10 protein-coding genes are annotated in these 14,904 nt (G+C 71.6%); 8 read left to right on the top strand and 2 right to left on the bottom strand.

From position 1 onward, the window contains the following. Window positions 1-103 precede the first annotated feature (103 nt). Both ACGFNN_RS01450 and ACGFNN_RS01445 read left to right on the top strand, forming a co-directional pair. Window positions 104-1,573: a PucR family transcriptional regulator ligand-binding domain-containing protein gene (locus tag ACGFNN_RS01450; RefSeq protein ID WP_393551805.1), complete on the top strand. Its 1,470-nt coding sequence runs from the start codon at window positions 104-106 to the stop codon at window positions 1,571-1,573. A 168-nt stretch (window positions 1,574-1,741) separates the two neighbouring features. Next, window positions 1,742-2,317, top strand: coding sequence for a M23 family metallopeptidase (locus ACGFNN_RS01445; protein ID WP_393551803.1), 576 nt, complete (start codon window positions 1,742-1,744; stop codon window positions 2,315-2,317). A gap of 90 nt (window positions 2,318-2,407) precedes the next feature. Here the strand turns inward: ACGFNN_RS01445 and ACGFNN_RS01440 are convergent, their stop codons facing one another. Next, window positions 2,408-5,311: a BTAD domain-containing putative transcriptional regulator gene (locus tag ACGFNN_RS01440; RefSeq protein WP_393551801.1), complete on the bottom strand. Its 2,904-nt coding sequence runs from the start codon at window positions 5,309-5,311 to the stop codon at window positions 2,408-2,410. Window positions 5,312-5,541: 230 nt separating this feature from the next. Between ACGFNN_RS01440 and ACGFNN_RS01435 the strand changes: the two genes are divergently transcribed. Then, complete coding sequence (locus tag ACGFNN_RS01435) at window positions 5,542-5,955, top strand: RidA family protein (protein WP_393551799.1); 414 nt, start codon at window positions 5,542-5,544, stop codon at window positions 5,953-5,955. Between the two features lie 248 nt (window positions 5,956-6,203). On the opposite strand, the gene ACGFNN_RS01430 is transcribed toward ACGFNN_RS01435, so the two are convergent. Continuing rightward, window positions 6,204-8,312 (bottom strand): LamG domain-containing protein, encoded by a 2,109-nt coding sequence (locus ACGFNN_RS01430; RefSeq protein WP_393551797.1) that lies wholly within the window; start codon window positions 8,310-8,312, stop codon window positions 6,204-6,206. Between the two features lie 399 nt (window positions 8,313-8,711). On the opposite strand from ACGFNN_RS01430, the gene ACGFNN_RS01425 reads away from it, so the two are divergent. Genes ACGFNN_RS01425 through ACGFNN_RS01405 form a run of 5 tightly spaced genes read left to right on the top strand, consistent with a single transcriptional unit; the run spans window position 8,712 to window position 14,881 of the window. Beyond that, window positions 8,712-10,004 (top strand): ABC transporter substrate-binding protein, encoded by a 1,293-nt coding sequence (locus ACGFNN_RS01425; protein ID WP_393551795.1) that lies wholly within the window; start codon window positions 8,712-8,714, stop codon window positions 10,002-10,004. Window positions 10,005-10,035: 31 nt separating this feature from the next. Further along, complete coding sequence (locus ACGFNN_RS01420; RefSeq protein ID WP_393551793.1) at window positions 10,036-10,998, top strand: carbohydrate ABC transporter permease; 963 nt, start codon at window positions 10,036-10,038, stop codon at window positions 10,996-10,998. Window positions 10,999-11,011: 13 nt separating this feature from the next. Further along, window positions 11,012-11,839, top strand: a complete 828-nt coding sequence (locus ACGFNN_RS01415) for a carbohydrate ABC transporter permease (protein WP_393551791.1) — start codon at window positions 11,012-11,014, stop codon at window positions 11,837-11,839. Between the two features lie 47 nt (window positions 11,840-11,886). After that, on the top strand, window positions 11,887-12,891 hold the full coding sequence (locus ACGFNN_RS01410) for a LacI family DNA-binding transcriptional regulator (protein ID WP_393552878.1): 1,005 nt from the start codon (window positions 11,887-11,889) through the stop codon (window positions 12,889-12,891). A gap of 55 nt (window positions 12,892-12,946) precedes the next feature. Further along, the gene (locus ACGFNN_RS01405) at window positions 12,947-14,881 is read left to right on the top strand and encodes a cellulase family glycosylhydrolase (RefSeq protein WP_393551789.1); all 1,935 of its coding nucleotides are present in this window, start codon (window positions 12,947-12,949) and stop codon (window positions 14,879-14,881) included. Window positions 14,882-14,904: the final 23 nt, after the last annotated feature.

Here is a 14,904-nt window from a genome sequence, read left to right as displayed (position 1 = left end):
CGCTCAGGGGTCGGGGGTGGTCATGAAGACGGTAGGTGGCCGGAAGCCGACGCTGAAGTGTACGTTTTCTCCATCCTCACCCCGATGAATGGATGGATCATCCATGCCCGATTCCCCTGCCGGGCCTCCCACCCCGCCGATCGCCCTGACCGAACTGCTGGGCAGGGAGGAGCTCGGGCTGCGCCTGCTCGCGGGCCCGGAGCAGGCGGATCTGCTCTGGGTCCACACCTCCGAGATGGCCGACCCCTACCCCTATCTCCTCGGCGGGGAGCTGCTGCTGACCGCCGGGGTCCAGCTCAGCGACGCGGACACCTATGTGGCCAGGCTGGTCGAGGCGGGCGCCTCCGCGCTGGGCTTCGGGGTGACCCCGGTGTACGACACCGTGCCGGAGTCCTTGGTGGAGGCGTGCGAACGGCACGGGCTGCCACTCGTCGAGGTGCCGCCGGAGACCCGGTTCACGGCGATCGCCCGCGCGGTGTGGCGGCTGATGGCAGAGGCCCGGCACCGCGAGCTGCGCCGGGTGACCCGGGCCCAGCAGGCGCTGGCGACGGCGGCGGCGCGCCCGGACCCGGTGCCGGCGGTGCTGCGGCAGCTCGCCGTGCAGTTGGAGGGGCGGGTCGCACTGCTCACCGCGGACGGCGGGGTGCTCCACGCGGCGGGCGACCGCACCGCACCCGATGTACAGACGGCCCTGGCCAGGCTGGCTCGGGTGGTGGTCCCCGCCGCCCCGGCAGCCGGGACGCCCGGCCGGAAGCCCAGCCCGTCCTCGGCCGCCGAGTCCCGGGACGGCGTCCACCTCTTCGCGTACGCCCTGGGCGGCGGGCAGGGACTGGCCCTCGCTCTGGCGACTCCCCGGCGCGACGCGGGGGACCACACCGTCGCCGGGATCGCCGTGGTGCTGCTCTCCCTCCTCACCGCACCGCACCAGGGCGCCGACGCGGCGGGCCGCTCGGCGGCGCTCGTACGGCTGCTGCTGGGCGCGGCACCACGGGAGGTCGCCCCGCTGCTGGGCGACGGGGACTCCTGGACGGTGGTGCACGCACGGCGTACCGACGGCGCGCCGGCCGACCCGCTGAACGCCGGGGCGCTGGGAGCGGCACTGGGCTCGGCCCTGTCCGACGCGGACCGGGAGACCGTACGGGTCCTGCTCCCCGGCCGCCGCACGGTTCCGCCGCAGCCGGGCTGGACCGTCGGCGTGTCGGAACCGTCGCCGGCCGGGGCCCTGCCCGACGCCGACGCGCAGGCGGCCCGCGCCCTCGGCCACGCCGTGGCGACCCGGGCCCCGGTGAGCGCTTACCGCCCCGGCCTCGGAGGTCTCGCCGCGCTCGTCCCGCCCGACCAGGCCGCGGCGCACGCCCGCGCCCTGCTCGCCCCGCTCGGCGGGCCCTTGGCGGAGACCCTGCGCTGCTGGCTGGGCCTCCACGGCAGCTGGGACCGTACCGCCGTCGCCCTCCAGGTCCACCGCAACACGGTCCGCCAGCGCATCGCCCGGTGTGCGGCGCTGCTCGACATGGACCTGGACGACATGGACGTGCGGACGGAGCTGTGGTTCGCCCTGCGGAGCCGTGCGTAGCGCTCCGGGACCTGTCCCTCTCGCCCAGCTCTCCTCACTCTCCCGCCCCTCGGGCTTCCGCCCCTCGCAGTTCCGTGCGAGGGGCGGAAATGTATCCGCCCTGTATGCCCGGCCCCTTGAATCGCCGCGTCACCCGACGACGCGTCATCCGACGACAAGGGGAGAACCATGCACAGCAATGTCCGCCGTGCCCTGACCACCCTGAGCGTGAGCGCCGCCGCCATGGTCATCGGCCCGGTCGCGGTCGCCGCGCCGGTCGTGGGCGCTTCCGAGGCCGCCGTGGCCGCGAGGCCGGCCTTCAAGATGCCGTTCGACTGCGACCAGGTGTGGACCGGCAGCAACTGGGACGGTCACAGCCCCGCCCACTCGATCGACTGGAACCACTACGACGCCAACGGCACCCCGGACGACCTGGGCCGCCGGGTGTTCGCCAGCGCGGGCGGCACCGTCCTGGAGTCCTACTACTCGACGGGGGCGGGCTACGGAAACACGATAGTCATCGGCCACGGAGGCGGCTGGCAGACCCGGTACGCCCACCTCCAGACCCGCGAGGTGCAGGCCGGTGACACGGTGAACGTGGGTCAGCTGATCGGCAAGGTCGGCGCCACCTCCGCCCTCTACGACCTCTCCCCCCACCTGCACTACGAGCAGAAGCTCAACGGTTCGGTCGTCGTCGCCGTCGTCCAGGGAGTGACGTGGAGCGACTTCACCAAGCGCACCCAGAAGAGCAACAACAGATGCTGACCCACACCCGGTCCGCCACCGGACCGGGGCTCTCCTGAGCAGGGTGCGGGTGCGACGGCGGTCGCACCCGCGCCCGTGTCTCGCACGGGCTCATCGCAACGCGCGTAGCTTCGCGTCCATCAGCCCCGCTTCATCGGGTACGTCGAGCCGCCGCCAGGTCGCCAGCGAGCGGTGGAAGTAGTGCCGGGCCGTCTGCGTACGCCCCGTCGCGTCGTGGAGCTCCCCCAGCAGGCCGGCCACCCGCGCCTCCGCCCGGCGGTCCCCGAGCTGCTGCTGCACCGCCAGCGCGCCCACCAGCAGCGCCGACGCCTCGCCGGACTCGCCCTGCCGCAGGCACAGTTCGGCGATGCTCTGCTGCACGTACGCCGCGCAGTGCAGATCGGCGAGCTCGTCGAAGATGCCGAGCGCGTGCTCCAGTTCACCGCGCGCCGCCTGCGGCTCGCCCCGCAGTTCGTGCAGCACGGCGACCCTGCGCCGTACCTGCGCCTCCCGGTGCCGGTCACCGACGACCAGGGACAGTTCCAGGGCTCCGCGTAACCAGCCGGCCGCGGCCTCCGGGTCCTCCCGCTCCAGCCACACGGAGGCGATCGCGTTCCGTGCCACCGCCTCGCCGTGCGGGTCGCCGGTGGCCGCGAAGTGCCGCAGGGCCATGGTGAACATCCGCAGCGCGGAATCCAGTTCACCCACCACCCGGTGGACCGAACCGGCCCCCACCGCGGCGACCGCCACCCCCGTCCGGTGGCCGAGCTCCGCGAAGAGCGCGCGGGACCGGTCGAAGGAGGTGAGCGCGTCCTCGTAGCGGTCCTGGTAGAGGTGGAGCTGCCCGAGGTTGCGCAGCAGGGCGGCCGCCCCGGCTCCGTCGTGGGACGGCATGGCGTCGAGGACGAGCCGGTGGGTGCGCAGCCAGTCCCCGTAGTAGCCGCGCATGTCGAAGAAGCCCGCCAGCTCGATCGCGAGGGCCGCGGCCCGGTCGGTCCTGCCCAGCCGTACCGCCGCGTCGACGGCGGCGACCAGGTTCCGGTGCTCGCTCTCGAACCAGTCCACGGGCCGCTCCCGCACCAGGGCGGCCACCGCGGTCGGTGGCCTCTCGCCGTCACAGGCGGCGGGCTCGCCGCCCAGCACGCCCAGGAAGCGGGTGGGCATCGCCGCGTTGGCGGCACGGGCCAGAGCGGTCAGCGCGTCGATGACCACCAGGCGGCGCCGCATACGGGTCTCCTGGTGGTCGGTCAGGGCGAGTTCGCGGGCGTAGGACCGCAGCAGGTCGTGCATCCGGTAACGGTTCAGGCCGAGGTCGTCCCTGCCCGTCACCTCCACCAGATGCTCGTCGAGCAGGGTCTCCAGCCCTCCGACGGACTCCTCGCCCGCCTGCTCGCCGCTGCCCGTGGCCACGGCGACGAGCCAGCCGGGGACGGCCTCGTCCGGCAGGTCGCCGAAGGTCCGGAAGGCGAGGGCCGCGGCCTCCGGGAGATGGCGGTAGCTGAGTTCGGCGCCCGCGCGTACCTCCAGCTCACCGGAGCGGACCGCCCCGAGCCGCCCGCGTTCGTCGCGCAGCGAGTCCGCCAGGGTGGAGACGCTCCATCCAGGCCGGTTGACCAGCCGGGCGGCGGCGATCCGTACGGCCAGCGGAAGCGATCCGCACTCGGTGAGGACCCGGTCGGCATCCGCTCCCTCCCGGAGCAGCCGTTCCGCGCCGACGATCGCCCCGAACAGCGCACGGGCGTCGTCGTACCGCATCAGCCCCAACGGGCAGGCGTGCGCGGGCAGTCCGGGCATCCGGCGCCGCGAGGTGACCAGCACCGCCGAGCCGCCGGTACCCGGCAGCAGCGGGCTCACCTGGGCGGCACCCACCGCGTCGTCCAGCACGATCAGGCAGCGACGCTGGGCGAGTCGGGAGCGGAACATCGCGGCCCGTTCTCCGAGTTCGCCGGGTATCACACTGTCGATGACACCGAGGCCGCGCAGCAACTCGGCCAGCACCTCGGCCGGTTCACGCGGGCATTCGCTCGTTCCGGCGAGGTCGGCGAAGAGCTGCCCGTCGGGGAACGCCGTACGCACCCGGTGGGCGACATGCACCGCCAGGGTCGACTTCCCGGAACCCGGCGCCCCGGACACGGCGGCGACCACGGGGTGCCTTCCGGCGGTGGACAGCAGCGCCTCCAGGTCCGCGACCTCGACCGCACGACCCGTGAAGTCCGGTATGTCCATCGGTAGTTGACAGACCGGAGCGGGGGTCGCGGACCGCCGGCGGGCGGCATACCCGTTGACCTCGGCGCCGATGGCCCGCAGGGGCGCGCTCGGCTCCACCCCGAGCTCGGCGGCTATCACCCTCTCCGCCTCCGCGTACGCCGACCGCGCCTCCGCGACCCGGCCCGCGTCCCGCAGCGCGTGCACCAGCATCCGCCACAGGTCCTCCCGCAACGGGCTCTCGGCGAGCCGGGATCGCAGCCCGGAGACCAGGTGGGCGTAGTCGCCCAGCCGGAGCCGGACCTCCAGGCACTCGTCGGCCGCCAGGGACCGCAGCTCCTCGATGCGCGCGACGGCCGGATCCCACACCACGCTGGACCGCACGTCCTGGAGCACCCCACCGCGCCACAGCCCGAGAGCCGCCTCGTAGCCGCGCAGGGCCCCGGAGTCCTCACCGCGGTCGCGCGCGGCACGGGCCACCGCGAGCCGCTGCTCGAAGAGCAACGCGTCCAGTTCGCCCGGTGCGACGTCCAGCGCGTACCCGCCGGGCTCGGTACGCAGGGCGGCGACCGCGGCCGGAGGCAGCAGTTGGCGCAGGGTGCGCACATGGGTCCGTACGTTGGCGACGGCGGAGCGTGGCGCGCCCCCGGGCCAGAGCACCTCCGTCAGCAGGTCGACCGAGACGAAGCCGTTCGGCTGGAGCAGCAGCGTCGCCAGTACGGCACGGGGCTTGGCCCCTCCGATCCGTACGGCCGCTCCGTCCGTCTTCACCCGCAGCGGCCCCAGGACCCCGAACGCCGGCTCCCCCACAGCGACCTCCGCGACTTCTCATGACTCCGCGAACACTCGGCAACTGCGATGCAGCGTAACGATGTTCGAGCCCCGTGAAGCGGAAACCGATCCACCGCCATCGCCCGTTCACGGAAGCGTCCGACCGGGGCACATGCTGACGAGGCGGACCGTAAATCGGAGGCGACGGCGAACGGCCCCTGTGAGGATTCGGAGGCACCCCGCCGCCCGCACCCCGAAGGACGTGAACCATGACCCGCCGCGCGGTCACCCTCATCCGCTCCGCCACCCTGTCCGACGTCGCCGACTACGCCTACGCCGCGACCGCCCCCGCCGAGGCCCGGTTGATCTTCCTCGCCGGGTCCTGCCCGCTCGACGAGGACGGTGCGACGGTGGCGGTCGGCGACTACGCCGGCCAGGCGGCCAAGGCCCTGGAGAACCTGCGCACCGCCCTGGCCGACGCGGGAGCGGACCTGGAGGACGTCATCAGCACCCGGGTGCTCGTCGCCTCCACCCGCCAGGCCGACCTGGTGACCGCCTGGGACGTGGTACGAGCCGGCTTCGGCGACCACGACGTGCCCAGCACCCTGCTGGGGGTCACGGTCCTCGGCTACCACGACCAGCTGGTGGAGATCGAAGCGGTCGCGGCCGTACTCGACTCCTGACCGGGGCCTCTGCCGCAGTGCCGAGCGCCCCGACAGCCGGCGCCCACGGGGCACGTGAGGCGTCCGAGGCGGCAGTTGACGGGAACCTCGGCGAACCATGCGCTGGGGGACAATCCGGTCCTGACCCACGACCGATGTGCGGGTGACAGCGTCGGACCGCTGCCACCCGCACCTTCAACCCCTTTGCCCTGTAAGGGTGTTACTGACTCCCCGGTCCGGGGTGCCGCTGATCCCCTTACCCAGGCCGGTCAGCAGAGGCAGGGGTCCGTGTCCCAGCCCAGGCCGTTCACGTCGTCGTCCCGCAGTGCGCCGGCGTAGGCCTGCACCTCGTCCACGTCGCCGTGCAGGTACTCGCCCCAGCCCTCACCGGCCTTGGCCCGGCCGATCTGGAGGGCCCCCGTACTGTGCCAGCCGTTCGGGAGTTGCGCGGTCGCGTCGGCGTTGGTGTATCCGTCGAGGAAGAGCTTGATCGTGTCACTCCCGTCGTCGTAGACGACAGCAAGCCTGCGCCCCTGCCCCTGCCCGCCATCGGCACTCCTGATATGGGACACGACTCTCTCGGGTGCCCCCACCTCGTCCCTCTCCGGCATCACCAACTGCCAGGTGTGCGTTGACGGCTCGTACCGCACCTTGAAGGCATCGGTGTGTTCCCCGGCCTGGGAGAGAACGGTCATCGCGTGGGCGGGCTCGGCGTCCGCGAGTCGTACGACGACGCCCAGGGTGAAGCTGTCGCCTGTGTCCACGACGGGCCCCTCCGAGACGGCGTACCCGGTCTCGCCGTCCAGGCCGAGATGGCCCTCCCCGACGAGCGGGGGCGCCACATAGGGGCAGTCGGGGTCGAGGTCCGGTATGCAACTGCTATCGGAACCCCGGTGGATCGAAGCTCCGGCACCCAGACGCAGTGGGGCACCGCCGGACTGCTCGGGGGTTTCACCGTCGGCGGTGCTGCTCATCGACCAGTGGCCGAGCAACGTCGGCTTCCGGCGGCCCGTTTCGGCAACCTCGTCCGGTACGACGACCCGGTCGTAGACCTTTACGTCACCGATCTGTCCGTGCCACCGGTCGCGGTAACCGGAGGCACCGCGGGCGCGTCCGATCTGGAAGGCTCCGGCCGCCTCGGCGGGAGTCACCTCGACCGGGATCCCGACCTCGCGGCCGTTCACATACAGGTGTGCGAGACCCGTCTCCGCGTCGTACAGGCCCAGCAGATGAGCCCACTCACTCGTCTCCGGCGCTCCGCCGGACACCCGCTCGCCACCTGTCGCGAACGACCATGCGGGGTTGCCGCCCCGGGTGCGCAGCCCCAGGGTGAAGCCGGGCTTGCCGTCCGCGTCCTGGCCTGCGGCCGTCATGGTCCGGCCGGTCTCGGCGGGACGCACCCAGGCACTGACCGCGAAGGACTTCCGGATGTCGACCGCCGGGCCGCCCGGCGTGAGGAATCCGTGGCCGCTGCCATCGAATCCGGCGGTGGCGGAAAGAGCGGTGCCCGAGGGCGCCGGACCGTCGAACGCCACGCCGGTCCCCGCCCTGGCGGCAGCACCCGCCTCGGCGGAGGCGGACCGGGAACCTGCCCGATCATCCAGTTTCCAGTGGGCGACCGGATCCCGCCCGGACTTCACGAAGAAGTCGTAGCTCGACGACTGGCTGCTCCGCCCGGCCCGGTCGATCGAACGGACCGTCAGGGTGTTGGGGCCCGACCTGAGCGGCAGGTATGTGACGGTCGCCGCGCCGTCCGGGCCTTCGGCGTCTGCTGTGCCGTAGGGCCCGCCGATGAAGTTGTACGCGTACGACACCACGTCGTCGGACGGCGAGTCCATGGTGAAGTGACCGTAGACACCCACACCGTCGACCCAGAGCACGTCCTCGGGGTATTCGGTGGACCTGACCGTCGCCTTTTCCGGGCTCACCTCGTCGACGACGAACGAGCACACCGCGCCGTCACCCTCGTCGCTCCACGCGGAAACCGCTTCACCGTCGTCGGCACGAACATGCCAGGAGACGACCGTGTCCGAGGGGATGCCGGCGGGCGGCGTCCAGTAGAAGTTCGCCCCCGAGTACAGGGTCGCGGAGGTGTAGGAGCGACGCTGCTCCACGCCTGCCGCGTCCGTCCACCACGCTTCGAACTGAGCCTTGACGGGACTGGACTCGGACGGCTGGTTGTCCTCCTCCGGGTCGAACAGCTTGGCGCTGAGCCTGGGCGTCCTTGCGACGTACGGTGTCGCCTCGCCGGTCGCGCAGGGGTTGCTCTCCGTCTGCAGGTTCTGGACCAGCGGCCGGTCCGGCGGCAAGTTCTCCGCCGCGTAGGCCGTCCCGGAAGCCGTTGCCAGCAATGCCCCCACACAGCCGGCGACCACCATCCGTCTGCGTCTTCCCGTAACTCCGGACCTGCTCAAATGCCCCTCCCCTGTTGCCACTCGGCTCCCAGATGAGACACGAGCCGCATGAAGCTAACAGACGAGGCGGATCATGGCTGAGATTTTGCACCCGGCATCCGTCACCATCCGGCCACCCCTCGCACTCCGTTCGGAGCAGCGCTTCCCGGATCCTCGATCAGCCCCTCCACCCGCCGCCGGGCACGCCCACCTCGCCCTAAGCGGCCACCCCACCCTTGAGTACCCCAAATGCCCCACATGTCGGTTTTTCCAGCATGTGCAACCGGGGGTTGACCGATCCTCGATGCGTGCCTAGGTTTCTCGCAGCCCACTGGTACATCGATTAACCACCCTGGTTAACGTCCTGGTTGGAGACATCCCGCTGTGCGCTCTCCCCTGAGTCGGCGCGGTTTCCTTGCTGCTGGTTCCGGCCTGGCCGCCGCGACCGCGCTGCCCGCAATATCCGGCTGCTCCACCCTTGCCTCGGCCGATTCGGACCCCGGCACGCTCGTCGTCCACACCCAGCTCGGCACCACCGCGCCCGGCTCGCCGACGTACACGGCGGCCGTGAAGCAGTTCGAGAAGGAGCACCCGGGCCTCCGGGTGAAGAACCTGGTCAACGGCGACGACCTGCCGCAGGTGTACGAGACCTCGCGACTGGCCCGTAAGGAGCCGGACGTGGTCATGGTCAACCTCTACGACAAGACGCTGGCCTGGACCGATGTCGGCGCCACCGTCGACGTCAAGGGCTATCTCGACGACTGGGGGCTGAGGGACCGCGTCCTGCCCCAGGCGCTGAAGGAGTGGACCGACGACAAGGGCAGGCTCCGCGCCTTCCCCTACTTCGCCACCAACTGGCCGGTCGCCTTCAACACGCACCTGCTGGAGCGGGCCGGCGTCGGCTCCGTCCCCACAACCGGCGACCAGCTGATCGGGGCGGCGCGGAAGCTGCGGGCCAAGGGCATCGCGCCGGTCACCGTCGGAGGGAACGACTGGACCGGGCAGAAGCTGCTGGCCCAGATCATCCAGACCTTCCTCACCCAGGACGAGGCACGGCAGGTCTACACGACCGGCGACTTCAGCGGCAGCCGGGGAGCCCGCGAGGGCATCGACTACTTCGTGGCGCTGCGGGACGCCGGGGTCTTCGCCGACAAGGCGCAGGGCCTGACCTCCGACATCATGACCACCCAGTACAACACCGAGCGTGCGGCCGTGCAGTCGGCGATGTCCTCCGCGCTGGCCAAGGTCCCGGCGAAGACCGCCGGGCACACCGAGGTCGGTGGCTGGCCGCTCGCACCGGGAGCGGCCCACGGGAAGCCGACCATCCTGCGGTCGTACACCCTGGTCGCCTTCTGGATCAGCCCGAACGGGGTCCGGAAGCTGGAGCAGGTGGAGAAGTTCATCCGCTTCATGTACCGGCCGGAGATCGTGTCCCGCTTCATCACCGAGAGCGGTCGTGACATGGCGCTGGTGACCGACACCGTCAGCAAGGACTTCCCGCTGGTGGCCGACGCCCAGCGGCTCGGCGACACGGTCGGCCAGGTGCTGCTCCCCGACCTGTTCGTACCGCCGACCGCGACCCAGCCGCTGATCACCGCGACCAGCACCGCCTTCACCCGGGGGAAGAGCGCGGCAGCCGTGCGCTCCGCCCTGGAATCCGCCTACCGCACGGCCTGATCCGCGCGCCCGAGCCTTAGCGAGTACTTCAATGACGATGCTCTCGTCCGCCCAGGGCGGCGCCTCGGTCCGTGGGCCGGCCCGTCCCCCGCTGCCCGGCCACGACAAGTCGGGCGCGGCCGCCACCACCAGGCGCCGCACCCAGGGCGGGACTGTCCTCGCCCTGCCCGCGCTGGCCTGGTACCTGATCTTCATGGTCGGCCCGCTGGTCGCCATCTTCGTGATCGCCCTGCTGCGCTGGCCCGGCATGCTCCAGCCGGTCTCCTTCGCCGGTACCTCCAACATCAGCGCGGTCTTCGGCGACCCGGTCTTCTGGGACGCGGTGCGCAACACCGCGGTACAGCTCGCGGTGGCCGTGCCACTGATGATCACCGGGGCCTACATGCTCGGCTACTACGTCGCGCAGAAGCCGCCGGGCCACCGGGTCCTGCGCTATCTGCTCTTCGTCCCCGGGCTCATCTCCACCCCCGCCAAGGCCATGGTGTTCTACGCGGTCCTCTCCCCGGACGGGCTCCTCAACGGCGCCCTGGACAAGGTGGGTCTGGGATCGCTGACCGACGCCTGGCTGGCCTCGCCGTCCACCGCGCTCGCCTGCCTGATCGTCATGGACGTGTGGAGCGGTATCGGTTTCACCGCGGTGCTGTTCGCGGCCCGGCTCGGGAGCGTTCCGGACGAGATCGGTGAGGCCGCGCAGCTCGACGGGGCCGGGCACTGGCGGACGATGTGGCGCATCCACTTCCCCGTCATCCGGGACTTCGTGGGTGTGACGACGATGCTGCAGTTCCTGTGGACGCTGTTCGGCTCGGCGCAGAACGTACTGCTGCTGACCCAGGGCGGCCCGGGGAGCTCGTCGACGACGCTCTCCTTCCTCGTCTACCAGAAGGCCTTCATCGCGGCCGACCTCGGCTACAGCCAGACCGTGGGTGTGGTGCTCTTCCTCGTCGGCCTGGCCGGCCTGCTCACCATCCGCCGCGTCTTCCGCCAGAACTACTGATCGGAACGGTTCCATGAAATTCGGAAGGTCCTGGCTGCCGGCGCACATCCTCGCCTGGCTGTACATGGCGCTGCTGGTCGTCCCGCTGTACTACCTGCTGGTCTCCGCCTTCAAGACGAACGACCAGATCTTCGGGAGCCCGTTCTCCCTGCCCACCTCGCTCTCCACGCACAACTTCACCGAGTCGTTCTCCTCGGCGCACCTCGGGCCGGCGATCGTCAACTCGATACTGGTGACGGCGCTGGCGCTGCTCCTGACGCTGGTGCTGGCGATACCGGCGGCCTTCGCGATCGCCCGCGCCGAGGGCCGGATGGGCGCCTTCGTCGAGCGGGTGTTCTCGCTGGGCTTCCTGGTCCCGACGTTCGCCGCGCTCTTCCCCACCTTCCTTCTCGCCGCAGCGACCGGGCTGTTCCACACCCGGGCGTTCATGGTGCTGTTCCTGCCGGCGACGGCGATGCCGCTCTCCGTCGTGATCCTGGTCCAGTTCATGCGGACGATCCCCCGGGAGATGGAGGAGGCCGCTCGGATGGACGGCGCGTCCACCTTCGCGGTGCTGCGGCACGTCTACACCCCGATGTGCATGCCCGGGATAGCGACGATCCTGCTGCTGAACTTCCTGACGTTCTGGAACGAGTACCTCTACTCCCTCGTCATCGTCGGCCCGGACCCCGACCTGCGGACCGTGCAGGTCGCGCTGCCCACGCTGAAGTCCCTGACCGGTACGGACTACGGCATCCTTACGGCGGGCACGGTGCTGACCCTGGTCCCGGTCTGGGTGGTCTACACCGTGCTCCAGAAGCGGATGCAGCAGGCCCTCGTCAGCGGAGCGGTGAAAATGTGACCCAGTCTCAGGAAGCACGTGGGACCGTACGCCCCACCATCAAGGCCGTGGCAGCGGCGGCAGGGGTGTCCACGGCGGCTGTGTCCCAGGCCGTCAACGGCACGGGCCGGATCTCGGAGGCCACGCGCCGCCGGGTGCTGGACGCGGCGGCGGAACTCGGCTGGTCGCCGAGCGCCTCCGCGACTGCGCTGCGGCGGGCCCGTACCCGTACGATCGCGCTGGTCGTCAGGCGGCCCACCGATGTGCTGGGCTCCGACCCGCACTTCAGCGAGCTGATCACCGGTCTGGAGGGCGAACTCGCCCCGCGTGGTTACGGTCTGCTGCTCCACCTGGTCGCCGGCATGGACCAGGAGGGCGCTCTGTACGAGCGGCTGGCCGCCGAGGGCCGGATAGACGGGGCGGTGCTGACCGACGCCCGAGCCGACGACCCGCGCCCGGAGTTGCTGCGCAGCCTGGGACTGCCGGCCGTCCTGCTGGGCGCGCCGGACACCACGTCCCCCGTGCCCCGGGTGGGGCTCGGCCGGCAGGACGCCGGTGTCCGCGAAGCCGTGGCCCATCTGCTGGAGCTCGGCCACCGGCGCATCGCCTATGTGGCGGGCCCGGCGGAACTGCTGCACACCCGGCTGCGGCTGAGCGCGTTCGAGGACGCGCTGGCCGGGGCGGGGCTCGTCCCCGTGGCCGTACGGCACAGCGACTTCACCGAGCGGGCGGCCGTCGAGGTCACCGAGGAGCTGCTCGCCCTGCCGGACCGGCCGACCGCGCTCGTCTTCCCCAACGACTCGATGGCGGTGTGCGGTATCGGCACCGCGCAGCGCGCCGGGCTGCGGGTGCCGGACGACCTGTCGGTGGTCGGTTACGACAACCTGCCGCTCGGCCGCTGGCTCCACCCCCGGCTCACCACCGTCGACCAGCAGGTGCAGCAGGTCGGTGCGGCAGCCGCCCGCGTCCTGCTCGCCGGGTGCGGGGAGGACGTTCCCCCGCCCGCGCTCGACGGACGCCCCCGGCTCGTCGTACGGGAGTCCACCGGCCCCGTGCCCTGCCCACCGCCCTGATCCACCCGTACCACGCAGCACACCCCCGCACCACGAAGAGGAACCCGGAAACACCATGCGACGCCACAGCGCCCAGCTCACCCACGACTCCGCCGTACTCCCGTGGCTCGGGACCAACTTCTGGTCCCGCACCGGTGGTCCGCTGATGTGGCGGAACTACGAGCCGAAGACGGTGCGGGAGGAGCTGGCGGTGCTCCGGGAGCACGGTCTGAACATGACCCGGTCGTTCTTCTACTGGCCGGACTTCCACCCGGAGCCGGGGAGGATCGACGAGGAGCTCTGCGACCGGTTCCGGGACTTCCTCGACGCCCACCGGGAGCTGGGCATGGGCACGGTCCCCACCTTCATCGTCGGTCACATGTCGGGCGAGAACTGGGACCCGGTCTGGCGTGGTGACCGCGACCTGTACGAGGACGTGTGGCTGGTCGGCCGGCAGGCGTGGTTCGTCTCCCAGATGACCCGCCGCTTCAAGGACCACCCGGCCGTCACCGGCTGGCTGATCACCAACGAGATGCCCGGCTACGGGCGGATCTACCAGGTGGACCCCCCGTCGAGCGACGTGGTCACGGCCTGGGCGCAGTTCATGTGCGACGCGGTGCGCGCGGCGGGCGGCACCCAGCCGGTGTCTCTGGGCGACGGCGCCTGGGGCATCGAGGTGACCGGCCGGGACAACGGCTTCTCGCTGCGGGAGACCGCCGAGTACGTCGACTTCGTCGGCCCGCACGTCTACCGCTCCGACACCGACCGGCCGCGCCAGCACTACCGGGCCGCGTTCGAGTGCGAGCTGGCCTCCGTCACCGGGCAGCCCGTCGTCCTGGAGGAGTTCGGGCTCTCCACGGACACGGTGTCGGCGGCGAACGCCGGGATCTACTACCGCCAGACCCTGCACAACTCGCTGCTGGGCGGGGCGACCGGCTGGATGGCGTGGAACAACACGGACTACGACGACCTGTGGGAGCAGTCGCCGTACGACCACCACCCCTTCGAGATGCACTTCGGCATCACCGACAGCTCCGGGCGCCCGAAGGAGCCGCTGCGCGAACTGGCCTCCTTCGCGAAGGTGCTGGAGCAGGTCGACTTCGCGCGCTGCCGTCGCTCCGACGCGGACGCGGCGCTCGTGGTGCCGGCCTTCCTGGAGCGGGGCTACCCGTACAGCAGGCCGGCCGACCGCCCGCTGATCTTCACCTCGCTGCACCAGGGGTACGTGGCCTCGCGCGGCGCGGACCTGCCGGTGGCGTTCGCCCGCGAGGCGGACGGGCTGCCGGAGGACGCCTCGCTGTATCTGCTGCCGTCGACCCGGCAGCTGACCACCCGTACCCGCCGCGACCTGGAGCGCCGGGCGCGGGAGGGTGCCACCGTCTACCTGTCGTTCTGCTCGGGCGAGTACCCGACGACCCGCGGCCCCTGGTTCCACGACCTGGACGGGCTGTTCGGGGTGGAGCTCCAGCTGTCGTACGGGGTCGCGGAGCCGATCGAGGACGACGTGCTGGAGATGACCTTCACCGAGGACTTCGGCACGATCGCGGCGGGTGAGGTGCTGACCTTCCCGGTCGCGGGCAACGAGGACAGCCGGGCCTATCTGCCGGTCGTCCCGGACGGGGCGCGGGTGGTCGCCACCGACGCGCACGGCCGTCCGGCGCTGCTGCGGTACGAGACGGGCGCGGGGCGGACGGTCCTGGCCACCTACCCGCTGGAGCACATGGCCGCCCGTACGGCACGTGCCAACCCGGAGCAGACCCACCGGCTGTACGCGGCGCTCGCCGAACTGGCCGGAGCGGCGCGACCGGTGACGGTGGACACTCCGCACGTCGCCGCCGACACCCTGGTCCGCGAGGACGGCGCACGCTTCGTGTGGCTGGTGAGCCAGTCGGACGAGGAACTGACCGTGCGTCCGTCGGCGGACGGCGAGCTGCGTGAGCTGTCCGGCGGGGACCCGGTGCGGGACGTGACGCTGGCCCCGTACGGGGTGCGCGTCCTCGAACTGGCCTGACCGCGCCCGCCCGCCCGACACGA

Origin of the sequence: Streptomyces sp. NPDC048590, from assembly GCF_043199535.1 — a bacterium.
GTDB lineage: Bacteria > Actinomycetota > Actinomycetes > Streptomycetales > Streptomycetaceae > Streptomyces.
The sequence above is the reverse complement of the archived record's forward strand: the minus strand, read 5'-3'. Positions and strand labels throughout refer to the sequence as shown.

Coding starts and splice junctions, on each gene's coding strand:
- ACGFNN_RS01420 (WP_393551793.1), top strand. CDS start 10,036: ATGACGATGCTCTCGTCCGCCCAGGGCGGCGCCTCGGTCCGTGGGCCG.
- ACGFNN_RS01445 (WP_393551803.1), top strand. CDS start 1,742: ATGCACAGCAATGTCCGCCGTGCCCTGACCACCCTGAGCGTGAGCGCC.
- ACGFNN_RS01405 (WP_393551789.1), top strand. CDS start 12,947: ATGCGACGCCACAGCGCCCAGCTCACCCACGACTCCGCCGTACTCCCG.
- ACGFNN_RS01415 (WP_393551791.1), top strand. CDS start 11,012: ATGAAATTCGGAAGGTCCTGGCTGCCGGCGCACATCCTCGCCTGGCTG.
- ACGFNN_RS01435 (WP_393551799.1), top strand. CDS start 5,542: ATGACCCGCCGCGCGGTCACCCTCATCCGCTCCGCCACCCTGTCCGAC.
- ACGFNN_RS01450 (WP_393551805.1), top strand. CDS start 104: ATGCCCGATTCCCCTGCCGGGCCTCCCACCCCGCCGATCGCCCTGACC.
- ACGFNN_RS01430 (WP_393551797.1), bottom strand. CDS start 8,312: ATGGTGGTCGCCGGCTGTGTGGGGGCATTGCTGGCAACGGCTTCCGGG.